This window comes from bacterium SCSIO 12827 (genome assembly GCA_024397995.1).
In the GTDB taxonomy this organism is placed as follows: domain Bacteria; phylum Pseudomonadota; class Alphaproteobacteria; order Rhodospirillales; family Casp-alpha2; genus UBA1479.
Map to the genome: position 1 here is coordinate 2,393,229 of CP073746.1, position 25,213 is coordinate 2,418,441.

The 25,213-nt window shown below is 61.3% G+C and carries 26 protein-coding genes; 11 read left to right on the forward strand and 15 right to left on the reverse strand.

Going from position 1 to position 25,213, the window contains the following annotated elements:
- The first annotated feature begins 143 nt into the window (after nt 1-143).
- Nucleotides 144-1,055 (forward strand): methylisocitrate lyase, encoded by a 912-nt coding sequence (prpB, locus tag KFF05_11250; GenBank protein UTW50532.1) that lies wholly within the window; start codon nt 144-146, stop codon nt 1,053-1,055.
- Nucleotides 1,056-1,070: 15 nt separating this feature from the next.
- Here prpB and KFF05_11255 read toward each other — a convergent pair whose 3' ends face one another.
- Complete coding sequence (locus KFF05_11255) at nt 1,071-1,634, reverse strand: hypothetical protein (protein UTW50533.1); 564 nt, start codon at nt 1,632-1,634, stop codon at nt 1,071-1,073.
- A gap of 100 nt (nt 1,635-1,734) precedes the next feature.
- Entirely contained in the window at nt 1,735-2,451 is a 717-nt protein-coding gene (locus tag KFF05_11260; protein ID UTW50534.1) for a haloacid dehalogenase type II, read from the reverse strand.
- A 96-nt stretch (nt 2,452-2,547) separates the two neighbouring features.
- Here KFF05_11260 and KFF05_11265 point away from each other — a divergent pair, with 96 nt between their 5' ends.
- From KFF05_11265 to KFF05_11285, 5 genes are all read left to right on the forward strand, one after another.
- Nucleotides 2,548-3,009: a GNAT family N-acetyltransferase gene (locus KFF05_11265; GenBank protein ID UTW50535.1), complete on the forward strand. Its 462-nt coding sequence runs from the start codon at nt 2,548-2,550 to the stop codon at nt 3,007-3,009.
- A 26-nt stretch (nt 3,010-3,035) separates the two neighbouring features.
- The gene (locus KFF05_11270) at nt 3,036-3,851 is read left to right on the forward strand and encodes an enoyl-CoA hydratase/isomerase family protein (protein ID UTW50536.1); all 816 of its coding nucleotides are present in this window, start codon (nt 3,036-3,038) and stop codon (nt 3,849-3,851) included.
- Between the two features lie 81 nt (nt 3,852-3,932).
- On the forward strand, nt 3,933-4,946 hold the full coding sequence (locus KFF05_11275) for an amidohydrolase (GenBank protein UTW50537.1): 1,014 nt from the start codon (nt 3,933-3,935) through the stop codon (nt 4,944-4,946).
- Between the two features lie 37 nt (nt 4,947-4,983).
- Nucleotides 4,984-5,661, forward strand: a complete 678-nt coding sequence (locus tag KFF05_11280; protein ID UTW50538.1) for an RraA family protein — start codon at nt 4,984-4,986, stop codon at nt 5,659-5,661.
- 112 nt (nt 5,662-5,773) lie between these two features.
- Complete coding sequence (locus KFF05_11285) at nt 5,774-6,529, forward strand: SDR family oxidoreductase (GenBank protein UTW50539.1); 756 nt, start codon at nt 5,774-5,776, stop codon at nt 6,527-6,529.
- 36 nt (nt 6,530-6,565) lie between these two features.
- Here the strand turns inward: KFF05_11285 and KFF05_11290 are convergent, their stop codons facing one another.
- The 7 genes from KFF05_11290 to KFF05_11320 form a co-directional block, all read right to left on the reverse strand.
- On the reverse strand, nt 6,566-7,435 hold the full coding sequence (locus KFF05_11290; protein UTW50540.1) for a CoA ester lyase: 870 nt from the start codon (nt 7,433-7,435) through the stop codon (nt 6,566-6,568).
- 137 nt (nt 7,436-7,572) lie between these two features.
- Nucleotides 7,573-9,108: a M81 family metallopeptidase gene (locus KFF05_11295; GenBank protein UTW50541.1), complete on the reverse strand. Its 1,536-nt coding sequence runs from the start codon at nt 9,106-9,108 to the stop codon at nt 7,573-7,575.
- Nucleotides 9,109-9,192: 84 nt separating this feature from the next.
- Nucleotides 9,193-10,092, reverse strand: a complete 900-nt coding sequence (locus tag KFF05_11300) for an ABC transporter permease (protein UTW50542.1) — start codon at nt 10,090-10,092, stop codon at nt 9,193-9,195.
- A gap of 12 nt (nt 10,093-10,104) precedes the next feature.
- Nucleotides 10,105-11,076 carry an ABC transporter permease gene (locus KFF05_11305; GenBank protein ID UTW50543.1) on the reverse strand — a complete coding sequence of 324 codons (972 nt, stop codon included), beginning with the start codon at nt 11,074-11,076 and terminating at the stop codon, nt 10,105-10,107.
- Between the two features lie 86 nt (nt 11,077-11,162).
- Nucleotides 11,163-12,779, reverse strand: a complete 1,617-nt coding sequence (locus KFF05_11310) for an ABC transporter substrate-binding protein (protein ID UTW50544.1) — start codon at nt 12,777-12,779, stop codon at nt 11,163-11,165.
- 82 nt (nt 12,780-12,861) lie between these two features.
- Complete coding sequence (locus tag KFF05_11315) at nt 12,862-13,899, reverse strand: ATP-binding cassette domain-containing protein (GenBank protein ID UTW50545.1); 1,038 nt, start codon at nt 13,897-13,899, stop codon at nt 12,862-12,864.
- Nucleotides 13,896-14,888: an ABC transporter ATP-binding protein gene (locus KFF05_11320; protein UTW50546.1), complete on the reverse strand. Its 993-nt coding sequence runs from the start codon at nt 14,886-14,888 to the stop codon at nt 13,896-13,898. The genes KFF05_11315 and KFF05_11320 overlap by 4 nt, the downstream gene beginning before the upstream one ends.
- Before the next feature lie 258 nt (nt 14,889-15,146).
- On the opposite strand from KFF05_11320, the gene KFF05_11325 reads away from it, so the two are divergent.
- Both KFF05_11325 and KFF05_11330 read left to right on the forward strand, forming a co-directional pair.
- Nucleotides 15,147-15,569: a carboxymuconolactone decarboxylase family protein gene (locus tag KFF05_11325; protein UTW50547.1), complete on the forward strand. Its 423-nt coding sequence runs from the start codon at nt 15,147-15,149 to the stop codon at nt 15,567-15,569.
- Between the two features lie 3 nt (nt 15,570-15,572).
- Entirely contained in the window at nt 15,573-16,457 is an 885-nt protein-coding gene (locus tag KFF05_11330; protein ID UTW50548.1) for an NAD(P)-dependent oxidoreductase, read from the forward strand.
- 96 nt (nt 16,458-16,553) lie between these two features.
- Here KFF05_11330 and KFF05_11335 read toward each other — a convergent pair whose 3' ends face one another.
- Both KFF05_11335 and rraA read right to left on the reverse strand, forming a co-directional pair.
- Nucleotides 16,554-17,660: an alpha-hydroxy-acid oxidizing protein gene (locus tag KFF05_11335; protein UTW50549.1), complete on the reverse strand. Its 1,107-nt coding sequence runs from the start codon at nt 17,658-17,660 to the stop codon at nt 16,554-16,556.
- The gene (gene rraA / locus KFF05_11340; protein ID UTW50550.1) at nt 17,653-18,141 is read right to left on the reverse strand and encodes a ribonuclease E activity regulator RraA; all 489 of its coding nucleotides are present in this window, start codon (nt 18,139-18,141) and stop codon (nt 17,653-17,655) included. Before rraA ends, KFF05_11335 begins: the two co-directional genes overlap by 8 nt.
- A gap of 158 nt (nt 18,142-18,299) precedes the next feature.
- On the opposite strand from rraA, the gene KFF05_11345 reads away from it, so the two are divergent.
- From KFF05_11345 to KFF05_11355, 3 genes are all read left to right on the forward strand, one after another.
- Complete coding sequence (locus tag KFF05_11345) at nt 18,300-18,596, forward strand: antibiotic biosynthesis monooxygenase (GenBank protein ID UTW50551.1); 297 nt, start codon at nt 18,300-18,302, stop codon at nt 18,594-18,596.
- Nucleotides 18,597-18,856: 260 nt separating this feature from the next.
- Entirely contained in the window at nt 18,857-20,545 is a 1,689-nt protein-coding gene (locus KFF05_11350) for a cache domain-containing protein (protein UTW50552.1), read from the forward strand.
- Nucleotides 20,546-20,862: 317 nt separating this feature from the next.
- Nucleotides 20,863-21,240 (forward strand): PAS domain-containing protein, encoded by a 378-nt coding sequence (locus tag KFF05_11355; GenBank protein ID UTW50553.1) that lies wholly within the window; start codon nt 20,863-20,865, stop codon nt 21,238-21,240.
- 23 nt (nt 21,241-21,263) lie between these two features.
- On the opposite strand, the gene KFF05_11360 is transcribed toward KFF05_11355, so the two are convergent.
- The 4 genes from KFF05_11360 to KFF05_11375 are packed head-to-tail and all read right to left on the reverse strand — an operon-like array spanning nt 21,264 to nt 25,111.
- Nucleotides 21,264-22,508, reverse strand: coding sequence for an MFS transporter (locus tag KFF05_11360; protein UTW50554.1), 1,245 nt, complete (start codon nt 22,506-22,508; stop codon nt 21,264-21,266).
- 22 nt (nt 22,509-22,530) lie between these two features.
- Nucleotides 22,531-23,418 (reverse strand): ABC transporter substrate-binding protein, encoded by an 888-nt coding sequence (locus tag KFF05_11365; protein UTW50555.1) that lies wholly within the window; start codon nt 23,416-23,418, stop codon nt 22,531-22,533.
- Between the two features lie 24 nt (nt 23,419-23,442).
- The gene (locus KFF05_11370; protein ID UTW50556.1) at nt 23,443-24,708 is read right to left on the reverse strand and encodes an alkaline phosphatase family protein; all 1,266 of its coding nucleotides are present in this window, start codon (nt 24,706-24,708) and stop codon (nt 23,443-23,445) included.
- A gap of 34 nt (nt 24,709-24,742) precedes the next feature.
- Nucleotides 24,743-25,111 (reverse strand): RidA family protein, encoded by a 369-nt coding sequence (locus KFF05_11375; protein ID UTW50557.1) that lies wholly within the window; start codon nt 25,109-25,111, stop codon nt 24,743-24,745.
- Nucleotides 25,112-25,213 lie beyond the last annotated feature (102 nt).

The following is a 25,213-nucleotide window of genomic DNA, read 5'->3' on the forward strand; positions in this document are numbered from 1 at the left end:
CGATATTCGACTGTCTAGCACGCAACCACCGTTGCGTCGGCGGCAAAATAACCGTTAAGTGTGCTCCAATGACAGCGTGAAATTGTATACAGTTTGCGCGCATGATTCACAAACGACGCCCACATTTGACGGAGGATATCCCCATGACCTGGCTTGAAGGCAACGGACGCGACAAACGCCCTGCGGGCGAACGGCTGCGCGAGCTTTTGGACCGCGACGAAATCCTGCGCGTGCCCGGCGCGCACAACGCCTTTGCCGGCATGATCGCCAAGCAGGCGGGATTTGAAACACTCTATATCTCGGGCGGTGCCGTCACGGCTTCGCTCGGCCTGCCCGACCTCGGCATCATGACCCTGGACGAAATGTGCAACGTCGTGCGCAGCGTGTCGCGCACCACGGACCTGCCGCTGATCGTCGACGGCGACACGGGCTACGGCGGCGTGCTGAACGCCATGCGCGTGGTCAAGGAACTGGAATTGTCCGGCGCCGGCGCGGTCCATATCGAGGACCAGCTTCTGCCCAAGAAATGTGGCCACCTGAACGACAAACGTCTGGTCGAACCCGAAGAAGCCGCCGCCAAGATCGCCGCCGCCAAGGCAGCGTCATCGCATCTGGTCATCATCGCGCGCACGGACGCCGCCGGGGTCGAGGGGCTGGACGCGGCCATCAAGCGCGCCAACCTGTACCGCGAAGCCGGTGCCGACGTGACTTTCCCCGACGGCCTGCCGTCGGCCGAGGATCATATTGAATTCGCCAAGAAGGTGCCGGGCAAGAAGATGGCCAACATGACCGAATACGGCCGTACCCCCTTCTTCACGGGCCAGCAGTTCCAGGACATGGGCTTCGACATCGTGATCTGGCCGGCGACCTCCATCCGCGCCGCCGCCAAGCTGTTCCAGGACTTGTACGGCCATATGCGCGACCATGACGGCACCGAAGGCTTCATGGACAAGGTGATGAGCCGCGCCGAACAATACGACACGCTGGCCTATTACGATTACGAAGCACTGGACGCTTCGGTCGCCCGGACAGTTGTCCCTGAATACGGCAAATAAGCCGCGTTCACGGCGTCAATGACGTTTGACGCCGTGAATGTGGACGTCGTGGGCGGAATGTTTGGCCAGGACCGCCTTTGCCCGGTCTTCCTTGTTCTTGGTGGGCGTCAGCACCCATAGCAGCAGGCCACCGCGTTCCATCTGGTCGCGCAGAAACTTGGCATGGCTTTCGCCAATTCCGACGGCAAGAAGAACACCGATCATAGCACCGGCACCACCGGCAATGGCCGTCGCCGCAGCGGCGGCGGCCAACGTTCCCCCCGAGGCGACGATCGCGCCCGCGGTCAGGGTCGCCGGGATATAGGTCAAGATACCGATTATGCCGCCTTCCGCGTCGCCGATGCTTTCCGGCGATACATAGGCCGTACGTGGAGCATCGAGGTCGTCCTCGGCCGCAGCGGCCGCTTCGTATATATGCCCCAGTTTTTCCTGCACCGCGCCTTCCCCCGCGAGGAGGCTGATCTCCGCCCGATTAAATCCGGAGCTCAGCAACTCATCAATCGCAGCTTGCAGAGAATCGGCGGTTTCAAATACGCCGACGGCTTCTCGAGAAAATTCCGTTGCGGCATCGTTTGGCATGGAATGGACTCCTTAGGGCATGACGAGACAAGTCCTAGTATCGCGATTTACCACCCATCGGCCTTGACCTCTGTCAATCCCCTGCCCGCGCCAGCAGCGCCTAGCACCCCATCGCCTCAGCGACGCCGATCAGGTCCTTGGCGACGACCTCCCAGTCGCTTTCCGCCGCCTGGTCCACTTCCTGGTCAGGGCCGTATTCCTTACGCGGCAGGAAGGCCGTCTTCATGCCGTGACTGCGGGCGGCCGCCAGATCGTAATTGTGACAGGCCGTCAGCATGCAGCGCTCCGGCGTGGCCTTCATGCCCATCAGTTCGATGGCCGTCAGATAGGCGCGTGGGTGCGGCTTGTAGACCTGGGCGTTTTCCGCCGTCAGGATCGCATCGAACGGCAGATGCCCGTGCTTCGCAATGCCCGTCAGCCAGGCGAAGGAGCCGTTGGACAGGGTGACCAGGGTGTATTTCTTGGCCAAGCGGGTCAGCCCCTCGACCGCGTCGGGCCAGGGGTCTATCTTCAGCCACAGATGTAGAATTTCCTGCTTCTGGACCTCGGAGAGCCCCTCCAGGCCGAAATCGCCGATCACTTGGTTCATGCGTTCCAGATACATTTCATCCAGGTTGAAATAGGGCCGTTCCCCCGAGATCACGGCATCCATGGCCGGGCGGTATCCGGCTTTCCAGGCGACGAGGAAGCCGGGCCAGTCGGCGTCGATCCCTTCGCGTGCGCCGTATTCCGCCAGCAGGCGCAGCAGGCTGGCGCGCCAATTGGTGACGGTGCCGAAGACATCGAAAAAGATCACCTTCACGTCGGGTGTGGTCATGGCGGTTTCCTCGTTTCATGGATTTGTCGGGCGGATGGGCATAGGCTAATCTCGCTACGCATGCCCCGCAATCCCAAACCGCCTCGGAACTCCGCCATGCCCCAAGACGTCACCGTCCGCGCGCCGACGCGCGATGATTTCGATGCCTGGTCCCATTTGTGGGCCGGCTACAACGCCTTTTACGAACGCAAGGGCCCGACCGCCGTGCCGACGGAGATCACCTTCCTGACCTGGGACCGATTTTTCGACGCCTACGAGCCCATGCACTGCCTGGTCGCCGAACACGGCGGCAAGCTGGTCGGCTTGGTCCATTACATCTATCACCGCAACACAGTGATGCGCGGGCCGACCTGTTACCTGCAGGATCTGTTCACCGACGCAGGCCTGCGCGGCCAGGGGGTTGGCCGTGCGTTGATCCAAGCCGTCTACGACCGCGCCCGGGCTGCCGGATCGCCCCGCGTCTACTGGCAGACCCACGAAACCAACACCACGGCCATGACGCTGTATGACAAGGTCGCCACGAAGTCCGGCTTTGTCGTATACCGGCACGACCTTTAGACAACGAAAAACCAGGGAGAACCCCCATGATCACCTCGCCCAATGAAACGGTCCTGGCCGACGTCCGCGACGGCGTCTGCCGCGTTACCTTCAACCGCCCGCAGGCCTTGAACGCCATCACCATCGACGTGATGACGGCCCTGAAGGAAATCACTGGCCAGTTGCGCGAGAGCAAGGACGTCCGCGTGGTGATCATGCAGGGCCAGGGTGACCACTTCATGGCCGGCGGCGACGTGAAGGCCTTCAAGACCATGCTGGACGAGGAGCCGGACCGCGACAAGACGGCCGAACAATTCGACGCCCGCCTGTCACGCGTCCATGCGACCATCGAAAACATGCGCGCCATGCCGCAACCGATCATCGCCTCTGTGCGGGGGGCCGCCGCGGGTGCGGGGGTCAGCCTGATGCTGGCCTGCGACCTGGCCCTGGCCGCCGATGATGCGTTCTTCACCCTGGCCTACTGTCACATCGGGACCAGCCCGGATGGTGGGTCGACCTATGCCCTGCCGCGCACCGTGGGCCTGAAGAAGGCCATGGAGATCGCGCTGCTGGGCGACCGTTTCACGGCCCAGGACGCGCTTGACTGGGGCATGGTCAACCGGATCGTTCCGGCTGCCGATCTGGACGCTGAGACGGACAAACTCGCGGCCCGCCTGGCCAAGGCCGCTGGTCATGCCAACGCCGAGGCCAAGGCGTTGCTCAACGCCTCGTTCCACAACAGCCTCACCGACCAACTGGACGCGGAAAAAGCCGCCTTCATCCGCAATACGCGGACCGGCGACTTCTACGAAGGCGTCACCGCCTTCGCGGAAAAGCGCAAACCAGGTTTTACCGGGGGATAAGGCTTACCCACTCCGGCGCCCACCCACCGCCGACCGCATCACGTTGCCCGGACACCTCTGAGAACACGGAAAGAACTGACGATGATTATCGATTGCCACGGCCATTACACCACCGCCCCTGACCAGCACGCCGCATGGCGCAAGGAACAGATCGACGCCAAGGGTGACCTGTCCAAGATGAGCGCCAAGGAGCCCATCATTTCCGATGACGAACTGCGTGACAGCGTGGCCAACACGCAGCTGCGCCTGCAGCAGGAACGCGGCACGGACATGACGGTCTTTTCGCCCCGCGCCGGCGGCATGGGCCATCACATCGGCGACGAGAAGATGAGCATCCAGTGGTCGCGCATCTGCAACGACCAGATCAAGCGCATCTGCGACATGTTCTCCAACAACTTCGCGCCTGTGGGCCAGCTGCCGCAATCGCCGGGCTGCTCACCGTCCAATTCCATTCCGGAGCTGGAACGCCTGGTCAACGACCTGGGCTTCATCGGCGTCAACCTGAACCCGGATCCGTCGGGCGGCCATTGGACGGACCCGCCCCTGACCGATCCCTGGTGGTTCGACCTTTACGCCAAGCTGGAGGAACTGCAGGTTCCGGCAATGATCCACGTCAGCCAATCCTGCAACCCCAACTTCCATTTCACCGGGGCCCATTACATCAATGCCGACACGGCGGCCTTCATGCAACTTTTGGAATCGGACCTGTTCGAACGGTTCCCGAAGCTTAAGCTGATCATCCCCCACGGCGGCGGTGCCGTGCCCTATCACTGGGGCCGCTACCGGGGCATCGCCATGGGCATGAACCGGCCCGAGCCCAAGGACATGATGGGCGAAAACCTGTACTTCGACACCTGCGTCTACCATCAGCCAGGCATCAACCTGATGACCGAGGTCGTTCCCGTGGACAACATCTTGTTCGCCTCCGAACTGCACGGCGCCGTGCGCTGCAAGGACCCGGACACGGGCGAATGGTTCGACGACACGCGCCGCTATATCGACGCGACGGCGAACCTGACATCTGAAGAAAAGAAAAAAGTGTTCTATAAGAACGCGTTGAAGGTATTCTCGCGGCTCAAGCTGCCGGCCGCCTGACCGCCTGCCGAACAAAAAACCATACGGAGACATATCCATGACCGTCGGATTTCGCATCAAGAAGACCTGGGAGCGCATTTCGCCCGACCTGGTCGCCGCGTTCAAACCCCTGCCCGTCGCCAACGTCGGCGACTGCATGTCACGCATGTTCGCGGGCGGCAACGCGCTGCGCCCCATGCACAAGGACGGCGTTCTGGCTGGCCCCGCCTTCACCGTACTGACCCGGCCGGGCGACAACCTGATGCTGCACAAGGCAATCGACATCGCCGCCCCCGGCGACGTCATCGTGGTCGACGGCGGCGGCGACCTGACCAATTCCCTGTTCGGCGAAATGATGCTGATGCAGGCGATCAAGCGCGGCGTCGCCGGCCTGGTCCTCAACGGTGCCGTACGGGACCGCGATGCCTTCCTGGATCACAACCTGCCGGTCTTCGCCGCCGGTGTGTCCCACCGCGGCCCCTACAAGGACGGCCCCGGGGAAATCGGCTTCCCCATCTCGCTCTACGGCATGCGCATCAACCCGGGCGATCTGATCCTGGGTGACGGTGACGGCGTGCTTTGCGTGCCCAAGGAAGAGGCCGAGACCGTTCTCGAAGCCTCCCGGCAAAAGAAGGCCGCCGAGGACAAGCAGATGGCCGCCATCGCCGACGGCTCCATCGACCGCAGCTGGGTCGACAAGGCGCTGACCGACAAAGGCTGCGAATTCATCGACTGAACGTTTCTTCACTGCGAGACAAAGCCCGCTGCCCCCCATAAGATGGCGGGCAATGGAGGGCGCTTGCGCCCTCCCATAACCGCAACCCGTCCATATGGGAGAAACTTCAAGAATGTCCAACGGAACACTGGCGGGCAAGACCGCCGTCATCACTGGATCGTCACGTAACATCGGTAAGGCCACGGCCCTGGCGCTCGCCGCCGACGGCGCCAGTATCGTCGTCAACGGCGTGCAGGATCAGGCCGCCGCAGATTCTGTGGTCAAGGAAATCGAAGCCATGGGCGGCAAGGCCGTCGCCAAGCTGGCCGACGTCGCCACCAAGGAAGGTGCGGATGCCCTGGTGCAGGCCGCCGTGGACGCATTCGGCGGGGTCGACATCATGGTGGTCAACGCCTCGACCCGCGGCCAGAAGGCGTTCCTGGAAATGCCGCATGAAGATTTCCGCCGCGTCGTCGACACCACCATCGACAGCGCCTTTCATCTCTGTCAGGCGGCGATCCCGCATATGCAGAAGGCTGGGTGGGGCCGGGTCATTACCATCGGCGGCGTCAGCTGGTACATCGGCATGCCCAACCGCATCCACAACCTAACCGGCAAGTCGGCCATCGTCGGCTTCACCCACGGCATCGCGTCCGAATTCGCGACCCAGGGCATCACCGCCAACTGCGTGTCGCCGGGGGCGACGGAAACCGTGCGCCCGGCATCGGCCGGAACCGGCAATCCGCGCAACGCCATGAACATACCGATGGAACGTCAGGGCGACGTGAAGGAAATGGCGGCCACCGTGCGCTTTCTGTGCCAGCCCGACGCCGCCTACATCACCGGACAGACCATCCACGTCAACGGCGGCCTGTTCCTCGGCACCTGACGCCCAGACACGGCACAAATACCGGCGGCGGGACGTTCATCGGTTCTGGATGTCCCGCCACTGGTCCAGCGTGCGACGGGCCTGATCGACAATCGGATAGTCGATGAAATAGCCGTCCATCTGGATGGAGGCGAGTCCCCGTGCCTCGGCTTCCTCGAAGGCGGCGACGACCTTTTCGGCGAAGGTAATTTGTTCTTCCGTCGGCGTGAACACACCGTTCGTGGGGCCGATCTGATCCGGATGGATGCAGAGCTTACCCTGATAGCCCATGTCGCGGACGTTTTCCGCCGAGCGGACAAGACCGTCCGTGTCCTTGATATGGATCCACACGGAATCGATGGGCGGCTCCAGCCCCTCGGCGCGGGACGCCAGGGCGATCTCGGCCCGGGCATGGTCGATTTCCGTTTCTGCCAGGGTCCAGCGCATGGACATGTCCTTGGTGTAGTCGCCGGCGCCGAAGCTGAGCCGCCGCACCCGGGTTCCTGCCGCCGCGATGGCGCGCACGTTGGCGACGCCCTTGCCGGTTTCGATGATCGGCACAAGGTCGATGGCGCCGACTTCCATGCCCTTGTCCCGTTCGATGTTCGCCAAAATCCAATCGACGGCGATGACCTGGGCGGCTTCCTCGACCTTGGGCAGGATCAGGCCCGTCAGCCAGGGGCCGGTCACGGCCAGGATGTCGTTGAAGCAGAATTCCGTATCCCAGGCGTTGACCCGCACGTATCCGCGCTTCCCCGGATTCTGTTTGAGGGTTTCGACGACCAGGGCGCGGGTCGCTGGTTTTTCAGCGACGGCGACGGCGTCTTCCAGATCCAGAATGACGGCGTCGCAATCAAGGGTGAACGCCTTTTCAGCGCGGCGCGCGTGGTTACCGGGGGCAAACAGATAGGTACGATGAACGGCCATGAGTCAGATATTCCGTGATGATGAGTGGAAAGGGTGGGTGTTGGATCTCAGATAAGGTTGGGGAACTGCCGCCGGGCAGAGGCCTCGCCCCCGCCGCGCGGATTGCCCCGGAATGATAGGCATCGGGATGCGCGCTGTCACCACGCCGGCGGGGTCCAGGTCGTGTCCTGGTCGAGCGGGAACACCGGGCGGCACAAATCCCCCCAGGTGAAGTTGGTGAACACGGGCGAGGTCAGGCCCGGGCAATCGGCTTCATAGACGTTTTCCGGCGGGAAGAATTCATCGAACCCCGCCCGGAAATGGCCGCGTGATTTGACGATGACCGTGCGCGCCTGGGCGATGTCGACACCGAACATTTCCAGCATGGCCGGATCGGCGCATTGCTTACGGTGCGTGGCCACGGCGACGCGGATGCCGCCGATCTCCAACAAAGCCGCGGGGCCGACGGAAAGGGACCGGCCACGCAGGATGCCGCGGCGCCCGACGAAGGCGCCGTCGGTCAGCTTCAGCACCTTGGCCTTGACCTCATAGGCCTGCTCAAAGGCGGTCTTGGGGGCGCGGTTGAAGCGGGCCGTGATCTCAGCCCCCTCACCAGCCGCATGGGCATCACCGGCCACGCCGCCGTCGATCACCACACCCATAACCACGCCTTCGGCCCCGGCCTCGACCAACCCCTTCAGCAAATAGATGGTGCTGCCCGTGCCGCCGCCACCCGGATTGTCGGCAACGTCGGCGATAATCTGTGCCGGCCGCCCGGCGTTACGGCCGTTGGCGACCGCCATGGCGATGGCCTCGGGCAAGGGCGTCAGGGTTTTCTGATAACGCTCATGATCCGCCCATAGGCGGCGCGCGAGTTCACCCGCCAATTTACGCGCCGGCGCGATGTCGTTCCGTGCAGTGACGATCACCGACATGCCGCATTTGGGACTGTCCGAATAGATAAACCCGGCCGCGACGGAGACGTTGAGGATCGCGCCGTCGGACGCTGCCTGAGCTTCCTGGCCCATGTTGATGATATCGGCATAGGGGCCGGTCGCCGTCAGCAGAACCACCGAAGGGGCGGCGATCGGCACCTTCACGAAGGCCGTCTTCGGACGCATGCCCTGGAACATCTCATCCATGGTGCGGGCAGCCTCGCCGGCGCGCTCTCGTTGATCCACATGCGGATTGGTCAGATAGGCGATCAGCACATCCGCATGATCGGCCATGGCCTGCGAGACGTTTGTGTGCAGGTCCAAGGTTGCAATCACCGGCACGTCCGGCCCGACGGTGTTCCGTACCCGGCCATACAACAGCCCATCGGGGTCAGTTTCATGTTCCGCCCGCATGGCGCCATGGCTGACGATGTAAACCCCATCGAGAGGCCCTGCCGCCTTCAGCCGGGTTTCGGCCTCGGCAACGAACCAGTCAAAGAACTCTTTCTCAACCGGGCCACCCGGTTCCGCATCGCCGACCAGGATCGGAACCATTTCCCAGGTATCGGGATGCAGTTTTTCCATCTGCTGGCAAAAGGCATTGACCTCCACCGGCAAGCGCGGATTGGGCGCCGCCAGTTCGGCCAGGATGTCTTCGCCGGCAAGCAGGCAGCGCCGTTCGTAATCGGCTCGCGTGGTCACCGGCGCGAACGCATTGGTTTCCAGAAGGAAGCCGAGAATGGCAATTCGTTTGGTCATACTCTGTGGTCCTTATGCGGGGGCCCCAATAGAAAGGGCGGCCGAAGCCGCCCTTTCCGTATACTTAAGATACGTTTCCGCCCTTTAGCGCGAACGCATTTTCGGGTCGAGAACGTCGCGCACGGAGTCCCCGAACAGGTTGAATCCGAACACGCTGAGGGAAATCGCGACACCGGGATAAACGGCAACCCAGGGCGCACCCTCGAAGAACTCGGACGCGTTGCTGAGCATCAGGCCCCAAGCCGGGGTCGGATCCTGCACGCCCAGGCCCAGGAACGACAGGGAGGCTTCCAGCAGGATCGCCTGACCGAGGAACGTGGTCAGCATGATCAGGTAGGGTGCCATGACGTTCGGCACCATGTGCCGCAGGATGATACGGGCATCGCTGAAGCCCAAGGCACGGGCCGCATCCACATAGGGAATTTCGCGGATGGCCAAGGCATTTGATCGCACCACGCGTGCGCATTGCGGCACAAATGGCAGGATGATCGCGATCATCACGTTCTCGATCCCCGGCCCGAGGGTGGCGACGACCGCCAGGGCCAGAATGATCAGCGGGAACGCCATGAACACATCCAGGATGCGCTGGAGGATCAGATCGAACAGACCGCCGAAGTAGGCGCTGGCGACCCCAAGGACGAGACCACCCGTCGCACCCACGATGGCGCAAACGAAGCCGACAAGAAGAGCCGTCCGCGACCCGTAGATGAGCCGGGTCAGGATGTCGCGGCCGAATTCATCCGTGCCGAGCAGGTATTCGGCACTCGGCGCGGCCAGCATGGCGTCGAAATGTTCCTGGAGAGGATCATTCGGGGCGACGACTTCGGCCAAGATCGCGGCAATGATCATCACAAAGACGATCGCCAGACCGAACACGCCAAGGGGTTGCTTACGGCACAGTTCGATCGCGACTTGCGTCCACGGCTTTTTCGGCGCGACTTCCTCGAACTGGGCTTCGGTTTGTATTTCAGAAACGGTAACCATCGTTATATCCCGTCACGAGTAGCGAATGCGCGGATCAAGCCACGCATAGGCCAAGTCGGTAATAAGGTTGGTGATGACGAACACGATGACGACGAGCATCACCAAGTTCTGGGTCATCGTGAAGTCATGGTGTTCGACGCCGTCGACCATCAAGTTGCCCAAACCGTTCAGGTTGAACACCTGTTCGGTCACGACCAACCCGCCCATCAGGAACGCGAACTCAAGCGCCAGGATAGTAACCACGGGCAACAATGCGTTCTTCAGCGCGTGGCGGTTGATGACGATCTTCTCGACCATTCCCTTGGCCCGTGCGGTGCGGACATAGTCCTCGCGCAGAACCTCAAGCATGGCCGAACGCGTCATACGGGCCGCGACGGCGGAATAACGGTAGCCGGTCGCAACGGCGGGCCACATCAACTGGGACAGGTTGTGTGCAGGGTCTTCCCAGATCGATTTGAACATGATTGGAGGCATCCAAGGTTCGCCGAACCAAGCCTGGCTGAAGACCAGAAGCCCGAGAATGATCATCAGGCCGAGCCAGAATGACGGAATGGCGATACCGGCAATGGCAAACCCGCGCACGAAGTAATCGATGAGCGTGTTCTGCTTCACGGCCGAGATGATGCCCAGCGGAATGGCGATAATCGTCGCGACGATGGTCGCCATGACAGCCAACTGCAGAGACAATTCGAAACGGATGGCGATTTCATGGGTAACCGGCTGGCCCGTCCACATGGAAGTGCCAAGATCGAAGATGAAATAGCCCCAGACGAAATCAAAGAACTGTGCAATCTGCGGCTTGTCTAGTCCCAGGCTCTCGCGGCAGATGTCGATCTGTTCCTGGGCCACCGTAGCGCCGGTACCAAGCAGACGCACCTCACAGATGTCGCCGGGCGCCAAGCGCAGCAAAAAGAAAACCAGAACCGCGGCCCCGAGCAGGGTCGGAATCATCGCGATCAGACGCTTAAGGATATACTTACCCATGTCTTCCTCTATCGGGGTTGATCGCCCGCCGCCGATCCGGCGGCGGGCGATCCCCGGTTTTTGTTAAGGCTGCGTCAAGCGCAACTCTACTTGTCGAGCCAGACCTGATCGAGGCTCTGGTTCAGGTAGTGAGACGGCGCGATCTTCCAGCCCTTCACATAGGAACGGTGCGGGTTGATCTTGTACCACCACAGGGTGACACCCATGTGCGCCTGGTCGGACAGAGCCCGCTTTTCCATGACGCGCATCAGCTCACGCTGCTTGGCTTCTTCCGGCGCCTGCAGCATCTGCTCGTAGATTTCTTCGAGCTGCTGGTCCTGGCCCTTCATGTTGGCGTAGTTGTTGCCGGCAGAGCCAATGAACTTGGAGGTATCGACAAGCGGGTTAACGACCGACTGACAGTTGAAGTCCAGCGACACGTCGAAGTTCTTCGTGTTGCGGAGTTCGTTGTAGAAGGTCTTGGTCGGCTCGACCCGCTGGGACACTTCCAGACCGATCTGACGCCACTGGCCGATCAGCCAGGTGCCGACGATCTTGTACGGCTGGTCGGTACCGCGGTTCATCAGTTCGAACTTGAGGTCCGACTTGCCGGCTTCGGCAAGCAGCTTCTTGGCTTCTGCACGAGCAGCCTTCAGGTCCGTGCCGTAGCCCTTCAGGGGAACCAGTTCAGCTTTGGTGGCCGACAGGGGGTGCCCCGGGAAGCCGACGCCGCCAACGGTCTTGACGATGGCGATACGGCTCAGGTGCTGGGAGCCGCCCCACCGGTCAACGGCGAGGGTCAAAGCCTGACGGACGCGCGGGTCCTGCATGATCGGACGGCCATGGTTCGGCGTGTAAAGAAGCACGCAGTTCCAATCGCTTTCCTGGACCGTGATGTCTTTGCCGAGCGCCTTGACAAGGTCGTCACGCTGCTTCGGCGGGAAACCACGGAATTCGATGGCCGCGCGGTCGCCACGGATGGCCTGAACGCGGATGGCCATTTTGCGCGAGATCAGCGCCCGGAAACCATCCAGGTAAGGCTTGCCAGCCATGTGGAAGTCCTCGAACCGCACGCCATCGACGTGCGAACCCGCAACGGCTTCCTTGAACTTGAAGGCGCCAGTGCCGTTCACGTTCTTTTCATGCCAGTCGTAGCCGTGCTCCTTGAGATCCTTGGCGGAATAGATCGGGCTCATGGGGTTGGCCAGAACCGGCAGGAACGAGCCGGTCGCGAATTTCAGCTTGAAGACGACCGTTTCGTCGTCCGGCGCGGAAACGCTGTCGAGCATCTTGAAGAAGGCTTTACGCACGGAAGCGACACCTTCCGGCGGAAACGCGATCTTGTTGTAGGTGGCGACCACGTCGTGGGCCGTCATAACCTGACCGTCGTGGAACTTGACACCTTTCTTGATCTTGAAGGTGTAGGTCTTGCCGCCATCGGTCGGCTTCGGAACTTCGCCGACGCAAATGTCGCACTGGAAGTCCGTCGGGGACTGCGGGTTCTCAGGATTGACCCGGATCAGCAGGCTGTAGAACGGCCGGATCGGGTGAACCGCCGCGAAGGTCGATTCCTTATGCAAATCGTAGGACGGCGCTTCAGCAGCGACGATGTAAGAGAGGGTCCCCCCCTTCTTCGGCGTCTCTGCCTTTGCCGGTCCGGTCGCACCCATGGCGAGCCCAGTGCCCACCGCGAGTGCCAACGCGAAACGCGCGTATTTACTCATGTGAAGTCTCCTTACCCATTTATGGTTCGAGGAATGTTCGATCACTCCCCACTCTTTTGTGTCCTCCCTGAAAAGGGGGAGATCACACCTCCGTGCAGGCCACCCAATCGCCAGGTCGCACTTCTCTGAAGTCTGGAATATTTTGGCTACACGAGTCCACAGCTAAAGGACAGCGGGGATGGAAAACGCAGCCCGACGGAGGGTTAATCGGGCTAGGAATTTCTCCCTTGATGATCGTGTGTGCGCGGGTCTTTTCCAGGTCTGGATCGGGAATCGGCACCGCGGCCAATAGCGCCTGCGAATAGGGATGCAGGGGATGGTCGAACAGTTCATCGCAGTCGGCCAGCTCCACCATGTGGCCCAGGTACATGACAGCGACCCGGTGGCAGATATGGCGAACGACGGAGAGATCATGACTGATGAACAGATACGTCAGATTGAACTCTTCGCGCAGCTCTTCCAGAAGGTTGATCACCTGGGCCTGGATCGACACGTCGAGCGCCGACACAGCTTCGTCACAGATGATGAACTCCGGCTCCATCGCGAGCGCCCGGGCGATGCCCACACGCTGGCGCTGGCCACCCGACATTTCGTGCGGATAACGGTCCGCGAAATCCGGATGCAGACCGCAACGGCCCAGCAGATAGCCGATGCGCTCGCGGCGCTTGGCTTCATCAGGGATGATGCCGTGAACCTTCAGCGGCTCCCCGATGATCTCGCCGATCTTCATGCGCGGAGTCAACGAGCTGTACGGATCCTGGAAAATGACCTGGATCTTCTTGCGGACGTCGATCAGATCTTTGTTGTTGAGCTGACAGATGTCCTTACCGTCGTACATAATTTCGCCGGCGGTCGGCGTTTCGAGACGCAAGATGCAACGTCCCGTCGTCGTCTTGCCGCAGCCGGATTCACCGACGAGACCCAGGGTCTCGCCCTTGCGGATGTAAAAGTCGACACCGTCGACGGCCTTCACATCGGCCACCTTGCGCGGAACGATGATGCCTTCCGTGATCGGGAAGTGCATCTTCAGGTTCTTCACTGTGATCAGGACCTCGTCGGAAACCTGACCGCGGAACTGAGAGCCGTAATCCGCGCCGGCCTGTGTCTGGGCTTCACTCATAGTTCGATCTCCGCCAAACTTTCTTTAGACCGGAAACATGCGCTGTAGTGCTGGTCGCCCATTTCCTCGAGCGGCGGGTACGATTCCTTGCACTTGTCGATGGCAAACTTGCAACGCGGCCGGAATGAACAACCGCCGTCCAGGCGGGTGAGATCCGGCGGCTGGCCATCGACGGGATCAAGCTTGGCCTGACGCGGGCGGTCCATGCGCGGCACGGACTTGAGCAACGCAAGGGTGTAGGGATGACGCGGACGGTGATAGATGTCCGATGCATTGCCCGTTTCGACGATGCGCCCCGCATACATGACGTTGACCCGATCCGCATAACGCGCAACCACACCCAGATTATGGGTGATGATGATCATCGCCACGTTCATTTCGCGGGTCAGGTTCTTCATCAGCTCCAGGATCTGCGCCTGAATGGTCACGTCGAGAGCTGTCGTCGGCTCATCGGCGATGATCAACTTCGGCTCACACGCCAACGACATGGCGATCATGACGCGTTGACGCATGCCGCCCGACAGATGGTGCGGATACTGTTCGATACGCCGGCGCGGTTCGTTGATGCCGACCAGTTCCAGAAGCTTGACCGCACGCTCCTTAGCCTCGGCTTCGGACATGTTCAAATGCGCCATCATAGGCTCGGTCAGCTGCAAGCCGATCGACAGAACCGGGTTCAGCGACGTCATCGGTTCTTGGAAGATCATGGAAATATCGCGGCCGCGAATTTCCCGAATCTCGTCCTCGGTACAGAACGCCAGGTTCTTGCCTTGGAAGCGGATTTCACCGCCGACGATCTCGCCGGGCGGCTTCGGGATCAGACGCAGAATGCTGAGCGCGGTAACGGATTTCCCCGAACCGGACTCGCCCACGACGGCGACGGTTTCACCGGCGTTGACGTCGTACGATACGCCGTCAACAGCTTTAACGGTTCCCCCAGACGTAAAGAAATGCGTCTGGAGATTATCAATCTCGAGGAGTGCCCCCACAGAATGTTTCCTTCCCACTGTTTTTGATGCGGGAGTTTCTTATTTTTCTCCCTGGGTTAGGGGGGAAACCTAGAAGCCCCCCATGCCGTTGTCAACGGGTTCACAACTCAATTTTAGTTTTTCACACGAAGATTTTCTGCGGCCGTTTTTTGACTGAATCAAAAAATTTGCCTTGCCCGGCAGCCGTTCTGGTGTATGCCCCCTCCTCAGGAATGTATACAAAGCGACACTTTCAACACCCGAGGGAGACCATCCAAAATGGCCAATTCAACGAAAATGCATGACATGGGCATGAAATACCGGCGCGAGGTGCTGGGCGACGCTTATGTGGATAAGTCCATGGGCGGCGCCGACGACTTCAACCGCGGCTTCCAGGAGTTCGTCACCGAATATTGCTGGGGCGGCAGCTGGGGCCGAGGCATCCTGTCCAAGCGCGACCGCTCGATCCTCAACCTCGGCATGCTGGCGGCCCTGAACCGGCCCCATGAATTCAAGCTGCATTTCCGGGGCGCCATCACCAACGGCCTGACCGTCGCCGATCTTCGTGAGATCTGCACCCAGGTCGCTATCTATTGCGGCATTCCCGCCGGCATTGAGGCCTTCCGTTTGGCCCGCGAGGTGTTCAACGAACAAGGCATCGACATCTCCAAGATCGACGTCAAAACCGATCTGGAGGACTGACGCATGACCGACCAACGCACCTACGGTTTCATCGGCCTGGGCCAGATGGGTGGCCCCATGGCCGACAACATCGCCAAGGCCGGACTTCCGGTCCACGTTTACGACGCCGCAGGCACCAAGGACCGCGCCCACGAAAAGGCCATCGCCCACGACAGCCTGGCCGGTGTGCTGGCCAATGCGGACACCGTTTTTCTGTCCCTGCCCGACGGCCCGATCTGCACAACGGTCGCCAAGGAAATCGTTCAGGTCAACGACCGCAAGACCTCGGTCGTGATTGACCTCTCGACCATCGGTCTGGCCGCCGCCCAGGACATCGACAAAATCTTCACGGACGCCGAGATCACTTATATTGATGCCCCCGTGTCGGGCGGTCGCAAAGGGGCCATCGCCGGCACCATCGCGATCATGGGCTCGGGCCCCAAGGATGTGTTCGACGCCCATATGGATGTGTTCAAGGCTTTCGCCAAGAATCCCTTCCATGTCGGTGCAACGCCGGGCCAGGGCCAGGTGGTGAAGATGCTCAACAACTTCCTGTCGGCCACGGCGACGACGGCGACCACCGAAGCGGTCCTGTTCGGCCTGTCCCAGGGGGTCGAGATGAAGGCGATTCTCGACGTCGTCAACGTGTCCACCGGCATGAACACGGCCAGCCTCGACAAGTTCCCCAATCAGATCATGACGGAGAACTTCAACGCCGGCTTCTTCACCAAGCTGTTGGCCAAGGACGTGCGCCTGTTCCGCGAAAATTCGGACAAGGCCGGTACGCCCAACGCCATCGCCACGCTGGTCTCGAAAATTTTCGACGGCTGCGAGAAGGACATGCCGGGCTCCGACTTCACCGTCGTCTACAAGTACATCCGTGACGGCGGGGAAAAGAAGGTCGGCTGACCCAGCCCCCCTTCCCGCCCCTGCGGCGGAATCAGAAAGGCCGGCCTCGATTCCGAGGCCGGCCTTTTTATGATCCGATCGAAGCCGGTTATCAGTTTAATAGCCGTCTTCCAGCAACGGAAAGGCGGAGAACTGATGCGGCGGGTAGGCCGGGTATTCCTTGTGCACGTATTCCGGCCCCAGTTCGTCGTAGCCGGTAACGCCGGACAGCATCAGCGCGATCTTCACTTCATGCTCCAGAATATCCAGCATGCGGACCAGGGCATCCTCGCCACCGGCCGCAAGGGCCAGAGCCTGCAGACGACCGAGACCGACCATGTCGGCGCCAAGTGCCATCGCCTTGACCACGTCCGTGCCGCGCATGAAACCGCCGTCGACCCAAACCTTGGCCTTGCCGGCCACGGCATCGACGCATTCCGGCAGAACGTCGAGGGAGCCGCGCCCGTGGTCGAGCTGCCGCCCGCCATGGTTGGACACGTAAACAACGTCGACTCCATGCTCGACCGCCAGCTTGGAATCCTCCGCTGTGGCGATGCCCTTCAGGATGAACGGAATCTTGCAGATTTTCTTGATCCGATCCACGTCGGACCAGTTGAACCGGGCCTGATGGGTCTCTCCCACGGCGGACTGGCGGCCGGCGGTGACAAAGCGCTTGGATAGATCGCGTTCGCGCCGGGAATAGGCGTCCAGATCAATGGTCACGGCGAAGGCCTTGTAGCCCAAGTCCTGTGCCTGGCGAACCTTATCGTCGACCCAGTCTTCGTCGCCCCGCACATACAGCTGAAACACACGGCAGGCATCGGGCGCCGCCTTGGCAACCTCGTCCATGCCCGGCTCGCACACACTGGACAGCATGTGGGCGCAGCCGAACCGTCCGGCGGCCTTGGCCGCCGAGGCCCCGCCACCGGCCGAGATTTGCTGCAGCGAACCGATAGGCGCCAGACAGACCGGCAGTTTCAAGCGCATACCGAACAGATCCTTGCCCGCGTCCATTTTCGAAACGTCGCGCATGACGCGGGGACGCAGGGTATAGGTCTCGATGGCCATGCGGTTGCGCTTGACCGTGGTTTCGGTCTCGGCCCCGCCGAACACATAATCAAAGATGTTCTTGTTCAGATTGTTCTTCGCTGCCTTGGCGAACTCATGCATCACCTGAAATTTTTCGATGACGGCGTCCGGCAGTTCTTTCGATTGGTCAGTCATGTAGTTTCTTCTCCGATACGATAACGCCGTCTTTATCGGCGTAAAGGAATTCTCCGGGGCGAATGACGATGCCGCCGAAATTCAGGTCGACATCACGCAGTCCGATTCCGTCAACGCGCGGACGCATGGGGGTTGTGGCGATGGCCTTGACGCCCAGGTCCAGATCGACGAACTCATGCTGGTCACGGATACATCCGTTGTAGACCAGCCCTTCCCAGCCGTACTGCTCGGCCTCGGCGGCGATGTTACCGCCGGTCAGGGCGCGGCGGCGCGAGGCGCGGCCGTCAACCACCAGCACCCGGCCTTTGCCACCTTCGGCCAGAATCTCGCGGATGCCCTGGTTGTCTTCAAAGGTGGAAAATGTCGTGATCTGGCCGTGGAAATGACTGCGCTTGGCGAAATCAATGAACGTCAACTGACAGACGCGGACGTCCGGATGGTCGTCGCACAGGTCCGCCGTATAGAGCGGCTTGTCGCTCATGCTTGGGTGTCCTCCGGGTGGAATGCGTTATTGTTATTTGTGTGCTTATGTCTTGTGTTACGGCGCGCATATTGGGAAATTGTACACAATCTGTCACCCACTAATGGGCGCTGCCCGTCTAATTTATCAAACAACATTCCAAGGGAGTATCCCCCGACATGGCCTCGAAATTCGCCATCATCGTCACCATCAAATGCAAGCCCGGCAAGGGCAAGGAGTTCATGCCGATCATCATGGAGAACGCCGTCGCCGCCATGCGGGACGAGCCCAATTGCCACGAATTCCGGGTCATGACGTCCAAGGACGATCCCGACACCTTCTTTTTTTACGAGGTCTACACCAACGAGGCGGCGCTCGATTCCCACCGCCAGGAGCCCCATTACATCAAGTTCCGTGACGCCGGCGCCGACCTGATCGCCGATCGCCACATCGAAATGACGACCGTCCATATCTGACGCCGAACAACACACCGCCAATCAAAAGCCCGCCGAAACGGCGGGCTTTTTTTGTGATCCAAGCGCCCTTCCGAAAGGGACACTTGGTCCGGGCCGTCATGAAAATTACGCATTTGCAAAATAAATTGTGCAACGCAACATGATCTTGAATATTCTGCGGTACATTCCCCCGCATCAAACACGCAACGCAAATTATCCCCTCAAGATCGCCTCACTTGGTTTCGCCGTAATCGGCGCAAAAAAACACCGGAGACAACAACATGGCACGTCTAACCAGCCTCACCATCGGTGCAAAACTTGCCTTAATCATCCCCCTGCTCATCGTCGGCTCGGTCGCCTTGTTCGCCTTCAATCTGATCGAGTTCCGTGAAAAGCTCTACGAATCCCGCGCTCAAGACATCCAGCACGCCGTCGAATTGGCAAACGGCATCGCACAAAGCTTCGAGGAACGCAGCAGAAAGGGCGACCTGACCGACGCAGAGGCCAGAGCCGGCGCCATGGCCGAAATCAAGAAACTGCGCTACGGCGGCGACGAGTATTTCTGGATCAACGACATGGCCGGCGTGATGCTGATGCATCCCATCAATCCGAAGCTCGACGGCAAGAACTTGATCGACTTCAAGGACCCGAACGGTGTCGCCCTATTCCGCGAAATGGTCAATGTCGTGACGTCCAAAGACAGCGGCACGGTCCATTACCATTGGCCGAAACCTGGCTTTGACGAGCCTGTGGCAAAGATATCCTTCGTCACCGGGTTTAAGCCCTGGGGATGGATCATCGGTTCCGGGGTCTATGTTGACGATGTCGAGGCCGCGTTCCACCAACAGGTTGTAACCCTGGGACTCGCAGGCGCCGTGGTGATCGCACTCATGACCGGTCTTATCCTGATGGTGTCGCGCTCCATCACCCGCCCGATCGGCGCGATGACGGAATTCATGGGGGTGTTGGCGGCTGGCGACATGACCAAACCCGTGCCGGCAACCGACCGAGGCGACGAGATCGGTCGTATGGCCATCGCCGTACAAGTGTTCAAGGATGCCATGGTCAAGGCCGATCATTTGGCCAAAGAGCAACGCCGCGAACAACAGGCGCGAGAACAACGCACCCAGCGTGTCGACCAGTTGACCCGTGATTTCGATGCGTCCGTTTCGGAAGTTCTGGCCGTCGTCACCAATTCGACGGCCGATATGGAGCATACGGCCCAGGCGATGTCGACGACCGCCGAGAACACGGCCCATCAGGCGGGTACTGTTGCCATGGCATCTGAACAGACGTCAAACAACGTCACCACCGTCGCCAGCGCGACCGAAGAACTGACCAGTTCGATCCAGGAGATCAGCAGACAGGTCTCGCGGTCGAGCCAAATCACGCGTGAAGCTGTTGACCAAACCCGAGCAACCCGTGAAACGGTCTCCAAGCTTGCCGCCTCGGCGCAGCGGATCGGCGAAGTTCTGGCCCTCATCACCGACATCGCGGAAAAGACCAATCTTTTGGCTTTGAACGCGACAATCGAAGCGGCCCGCGCCGGCGAGGCCGGCAAGGGCTTTGCCGTGGTCGCCAGCGAGGTCAAGAATTTGGCCAATCAAACCGCGCGGGCAACCGACGAAATCGCCCAACAGATCGGCGGTATCCAGAACTCGACGCAACAGGCCGTCACCGCAACGGAAGGGATCACATCCGTGATCTCGGAGATTAACGACATTGCCACCGGCATCGCTGCCGCAATCGAGGAACAACAGGCGGCGACCCAGGAAATCGCTCGCAATGTCGAAGAAGCTGCCTTGGGCACGCAGGAAATGACATCGACAATTGTCTCGGTCAACGAGGCCGCCAACGATACCGGCCAAGCCTCGGAGAAAGTGCTCGGCGTATCCCGCAGTCTCAGCGAAAAAGCGGCGAACCTCCGCGTCGTCGTGGAGCGGTTCCTGACCGATGTCCGGGCCGCCTAGAACAACACGGTCATCGAATTGGAAAAGGCCCGGGTTACCGGGCCTTTTCTTTTACCCGTATCGTGGAAATCCCGGCCGGCGCGCCCGCGCTAAATCAGCGCTTGGCACGGTCCTTGCTGTGTTCTATGTCAACGTGCCCTAGAATTCAGGGCTGGAGAAGGAGGAGCGACATTCGAAATCCAACGCCGACATATAAGCTCGTTCATCATCAGCTTGCGGCATCCGAACTGGGCGGCCCGCTGTTTCAGCCGGTTCTCCAGGTTTGGAATGAACTAAAGAATGATGCCTTCGCTCCCTCCTGGGCCGTTGCCGATATTTTGAAATACCCGGCGGCTGCCGTCCCCTATTTCACCGTCGTCGAAGTCATCGAGAACCCGCAAAAATTCAAGTACCTATTCTGGGGGACGGGGCTGGCCGACGTGAAGGGGTTCGATTACACGGGCCGCTCTCCTTTGGACCATTTACCCGAGGAACACGGCCGTACGATCGACCGGGAATACCGCATGGTCGTCGCGGAACGCCGGGCCATGGCCTTCGTCCATGATCTGCGGCCGCGAACCGACCAGCCATCGCGATTTCAGGAATGCCTGCGCCTGCCCATGTCGAACGACGGCGAGACGGTCACCCACGTCATTTCCTATTCTGACTGGCAGACCGAAAACGAAAAATGGAAACGGTTCTTTGAAACGCAGTGACGGGTTCCTACGGCGCGGCATCTTCAACGCCCATAGATCCGCCGACGCGGCCCTGTCCTGACCAACACATAGATGACCAGCGTGCCGGCGGCGACACAGCCCGCCGTGACCAGCCACCCGCTGGAAAATCCACCGAAATGATCGACGGCATAACCGAACACGATCGGTGCCAGAGTCGCACAGCCATGCGTCCACAGCATGTTGTAGCCAACGGCGGAGCCGGCCAAATGCGGGTCGACCATTTCCACCTGAATGGCCTGGGCCACAGGCGGGAAGGACGCAATGGTCAGGCCCAGGCATAACGCCAGCCCAAACCCCATGACCATGCCCCAGGATTCGGTCACCAAGGGCATCATGACAAAAAAACCGACAGCCGCCGCGCAGATCACCGTCATGGTTACGATGCGACGGCCGCCGAAGGCCTTGTCGGAAATCGCCCCCCACCCCATGCGCCCGACGGCGCTTGACGCCTGGGCCACGGCCATGGCCGTGGAGACGGTCTGCTGCCCCATGCGCGCGGCCTCGGCCAGGAACAGGGTCAGGAAGGCGAAGAAATTGGTCTGGCCCATGTTGATGACGCCGCCGCCGATGGCAAAAGCGTTCACCCGCCCGTCCTTGACCACGGCGGCGATGTTCTTGCGCGCCCCCCCGCCCTTGGTTGAAACGGGCACCAGGGTCAGGCAGGCCACGCCGTTCAAGATGATGATCCCGGCCACGCCCAGCATCAGCATCTGCCAGTCATAACTGGCCGCGAGGAAGCCGCAGGCCGCCCCGACCAACCCGCCGATGGGCACGCCGACCTGTTTGATGCCCATGGCCGCCCCCCGGCGATGGGCGGGGAACCACTCGAACACACCCTTGGCGGTCGACGGGTTCAGCATGGAATAACCGACGCCCATGAAGAAGGCCGCGACCATGCAGATGTCGACCGTCGGCGCCTGACTGATCAATAGCGCCGCCAAAGCCATGATGGCGTGGCCGATGACCAGGCTCCATCCCACACCCAGGCGGTCGGTCACGCCGCCGGCGGGCACGGAAAAGATCGCCTGGCCCGCGTAGTAGCAGGAAATGAAGATACCGAACTGGGTCGCCGTCAGGCCGAAGGCAGCCGAGATCACCGGCGCCATGGACAGCACGGCGACACAGTTGGAGGTCCCGACCGCATGGGCGCCGACCAGGATGGGCAAGCGTGTCTTCCACGGGTTGGCGCCGCTTGTGTCGGGCGCCGGGGGGGGCGGCGCGCCGCTCAGATCTGATGTGTTGGGCATGGGCGGGTGGACAATCCCAGGGTCAGACGGCGGGGGGATGGGCACAAAGAACATCGTAGGGATAATGCGCCTTGATATGCCCGGCAAACTGAAACACGTCCTGGGCCACCGCAAGCGAGGCTTCGGTGATTTCGACACGCGGCACCCAGTTGCCGAGCCCCTGATAGGTGGCGATGCATTCGGCCAGAACCGAGGCATGGGTTTCAGGGAAGAATTCCGCCACCTTGCGGGCAACCTCGTCGGCCGGGACCTCGTTGATCCAGACCCGTGTTCTTGTATAGGCCCGGGTGAAGGCCTTGGCTGCGTCCGTCGCCAGCCACACGGGCGTGGCGGCAAGGGACGAGAACGCGCAGGGCCCAATGGGCTTGCCGACCGCGGCCACGGGGTAGCCGACGCCTTCGTATTCCATGTTCTGCGGCGCTGGTCCCTGCAGGTGGATATAGTCGCCCGTCCCGGCGCGGAAGGCCTTTTCCATATCGGCCCCGCCGCCCGCGTCGATCACGTTCAGTTTGTCGAAATCGATGCCCGCCTTCAGGCAGGCGTATTTGAACATCGCCATGGGCTGCAGCCCGTGATCGACCAGCACGTCCGAGCCCTCGAGCTGCGCCCATTGGAAATTGGGATCGACATGGCGGCCGGCAAGAAAGAAGCCGTCCAGTTCGTTGATCTGGGCGAAATGGCGGGCCACCGGCTGGTCGCCCCGGGCCAGTTGGATCAGGCTGACGCCCACCGCCGACTGGGCGACGTCGACCGTGCCGTCGGCCAGGTTCTGCAGCGCCGCATCGTTGTTCGCCGCCTTGGACCATTCATACTCCAGCCCCTCGTCCGTCAAGAAGCCGCCGGCCATGGTCGCGATCAGCGGCGTGTAAAAAGCCGAAAAGCGGGAGAACTGGATGTTGATCTTGGTCACCTGGACGTTCCTTTGACTCTGCGGTCAGGGCAGCGGCGCGCCATCCATGTCGGCGTGGTCCAGACCCAGGTGGCGCAGGATCGACGGCGCCAAATCGACCGTGCTGGTCGGATCGCCGCTTTCCGTGCCGCCCGCATAGAGCGGCCCCCGCGCCATCGCGAAGGGACTTTGTTCATAGGTGCCCAGGCCGCCGTGCTGACCGCAGCCCTGGTTGTTGGAAATCTTCAGCGTGCCCTGGAACGCGACGGACCCGCCCTTGACCCCGAATTCGTTCGGCGCGTCGGTCACCCTTCCGGTCACGGCGATGCGCGGCACGCCTTCGCCCACGGGCATGCCCAGCTTGGCCAGGTCGGCACCGTGAATAACGCCGCCGACCGCCGGATGCGTCATCAGGAAGGCAACGATCGCCCCTTCCCGCTCCATGGCTTCGGGCGCCAGATAGATCGTCACCGAGGTGCCTTGGGGTGCGAGGGCGACCTCGCGGCTGTCCGGCCCGTCCTTCAGGCCGGCCGCGACCAGCACCTCGTCCAAGTCGACGATTTCGGTCGTCGTCTCATGACCATGGTCGGAACCCACCAGCAGCAGGATATTTTCCCCGGTCGGGTCCAGTTCCTCAACGCGGTCGGCGATGCGCCCGGCGTTGGCATCGGCGGCGGCGATGACCGCCAGATGCTCGGGCGAGCCCAGCACAACCGAGTGCTGGGTATGGTCGGGCTCGCACTGCCAGATCAGGGCGTATTCCGGCCCACCGGGAATCAGCACTTCTTCGAGGAACCGGTCTGTCATGGCCGTATCACCGGCCGCCGTATGCTCGACACCCAACGGGTCCAGCGTTGCACGGCCGGGGCCTTGCGAGAACGAACGATGATAGATGAAGCCATGGCCGTCCGGATCATGGAACATGGCCGCACCCGGCGACACGTTGGAATAGACCACCGCCCGACCGCCGGCACCGATTACTCGTTCGGCCAGGGTCGGCATGGTCAAGGTCCGTCCCCGCGCCTTTTCCAGACGGTCGCGAAACCCGGGAGGGCCGACACTCAGCACCTCGAACCGACCGTCCTCTTCCAGGGCCATGGCGTTGCCTTCCAGGCCGTGACGGGCCGGATAACAGCCAGTGGCAAGCGACGCCGCATTGGTTCGCGTGGTCGAAGGAAAGACGCTGCGGTGATTGGCGAAGGTGCGGAAACGCGCCTTCAGCCGCCACAGGTTGGGGGTCCAGTCGGGGGTGATCATGTCGGCCCGCAGGCCATCGCAGATCACGACAATCGCGCGTTTCGTTGTGGTCATGGGGGGCTTCGTCTTTCCTGCTTGATTGGTGTTCTTAGCGTGCCGCCGTCACCATGATCTCGACCTTCCAGTCAGGCGAGGCCAGGGCCGCTTGTACGCAGGCGCGGACGGGTGTCGCCTTCGGGTCGACCCAGGCATCCCACACCTCGTTCATCTCGGCGAAACAGGCCATGTCGCTGAGCCAGATCTGCGCCTGCAGTATCCGCGATTTATTGGTGCCCATCTCGGCCAAATAGCCATCGATGTTGCCCAGGATTTCCCGCGTCTGATCCGCGACGCCGGCGCCCCGGGCATCACCCGTGGCGACCTGCCCCGCCAGATAAACGGTATCGGCGGTGGCGGCGATCTGGCTCATGCGGGCACTCGCGTGGCGGCGTTCGATGTCGTTCTGTTGGCTGGTCATGGGGTGCCTCCCTGCACCTGCTTTTCCCAATCGGCCTTATCGGCACTTTATTGCCGCCAAGGATACGCCGATCCCGTGGCGGTTCAAAGCAAGGTTAACTAA

Excerpts from the sequence above, each read along its gene's own strand:
- prpB (UTW50532.1), top strand. The coding sequence starts at position 144 with ATGACCTGGCTTGAAGGCAACGGACGCGACAAACGCCCTGCGGGCGAA.
- KFF05_11255 (UTW50533.1), bottom strand. The coding sequence starts at position 1,634 with ATGCCAAACGATGCCGCAACGGAATTTTCTCGAGAAGCCGTCGGCGTA.
- KFF05_11260 (UTW50534.1), bottom strand. The coding sequence starts at position 2,451 with ATGACCACACCCGACGTGAAGGTGATCTTTTTCGATGTCTTCGGCACC.
- KFF05_11265 (UTW50535.1), top strand. The coding sequence starts at position 2,548 with ATGCCCCAAGACGTCACCGTCCGCGCGCCGACGCGCGATGATTTCGAT.
- KFF05_11270 (UTW50536.1), top strand. The coding sequence starts at position 3,036 with ATGATCACCTCGCCCAATGAAACGGTCCTGGCCGACGTCCGCGACGGC.
- KFF05_11275 (UTW50537.1), top strand. The coding sequence starts at position 3,933 with ATGATTATCGATTGCCACGGCCATTACACCACCGCCCCTGACCAGCAC.
- KFF05_11280 (UTW50538.1), top strand. The coding sequence starts at position 4,984 with ATGACCGTCGGATTTCGCATCAAGAAGACCTGGGAGCGCATTTCGCCC.
- KFF05_11285 (UTW50539.1), top strand. The coding sequence starts at position 5,774 with ATGTCCAACGGAACACTGGCGGGCAAGACCGCCGTCATCACTGGATCG.
- KFF05_11290 (UTW50540.1), bottom strand. The coding sequence starts at position 7,435 with ATGGCCGTTCATCGTACCTATCTGTTTGCCCCCGGTAACCACGCGCGC.
- KFF05_11295 (UTW50541.1), bottom strand. The coding sequence starts at position 9,108 with ATGACCAAACGAATTGCCATTCTCGGCTTCCTTCTGGAAACCAATGCG.
- KFF05_11300 (UTW50542.1), bottom strand. The coding sequence starts at position 10,092 with ATGGTTACCGTTTCTGAAATACAAACCGAAGCCCAGTTCGAGGAAGTC.
- KFF05_11305 (UTW50543.1), bottom strand. The coding sequence starts at position 11,076 with ATGGGTAAGTATATCCTTAAGCGTCTGATCGCGATGATTCCGACCCTG.
- KFF05_11310 (UTW50544.1), bottom strand. The coding sequence starts at position 12,779 with ATGAGTAAATACGCGCGTTTCGCGTTGGCACTCGCGGTGGGCACTGGG.
- KFF05_11315 (UTW50545.1), bottom strand. The coding sequence starts at position 13,899 with ATGAGTGAAGCCCAGACACAGGCCGGCGCGGATTACGGCTCTCAGTTC.
- KFF05_11325 (UTW50547.1), top strand. The coding sequence starts at position 15,147 with ATGGCCAATTCAACGAAAATGCATGACATGGGCATGAAATACCGGCGC.
- KFF05_11330 (UTW50548.1), top strand. The coding sequence starts at position 15,573 with ATGACCGACCAACGCACCTACGGTTTCATCGGCCTGGGCCAGATGGGT.
- KFF05_11335 (UTW50549.1), bottom strand. The coding sequence starts at position 17,660 with ATGACTGACCAATCGAAAGAACTGCCGGACGCCGTCATCGAAAAATTT.
- rraA (UTW50550.1), bottom strand. The coding sequence starts at position 18,141 with ATGAGCGACAAGCCGCTCTATACGGCGGACCTGTGCGACGACCATCCG.
- KFF05_11345 (UTW50551.1), top strand. The coding sequence starts at position 18,300 with ATGGCCTCGAAATTCGCCATCATCGTCACCATCAAATGCAAGCCCGGC.
- KFF05_11350 (UTW50552.1), top strand. The coding sequence starts at position 18,857 with ATGGCACGTCTAACCAGCCTCACCATCGGTGCAAAACTTGCCTTAATC.
- KFF05_11360 (UTW50554.1), bottom strand. The coding sequence starts at position 22,508 with ATGCCCAACACATCAGATCTGAGCGGCGCGCCGCCCCCCCCGGCGCCC.
- KFF05_11370 (UTW50556.1), bottom strand. The coding sequence starts at position 24,708 with ATGACCACAACGAAACGCGCGATTGTCGTGATCTGCGATGGCCTGCGG.
- KFF05_11375 (UTW50557.1), bottom strand. The coding sequence starts at position 25,111 with ATGACCAGCCAACAGAACGACATCGAACGCCGCCACGCGAGTGCCCGC.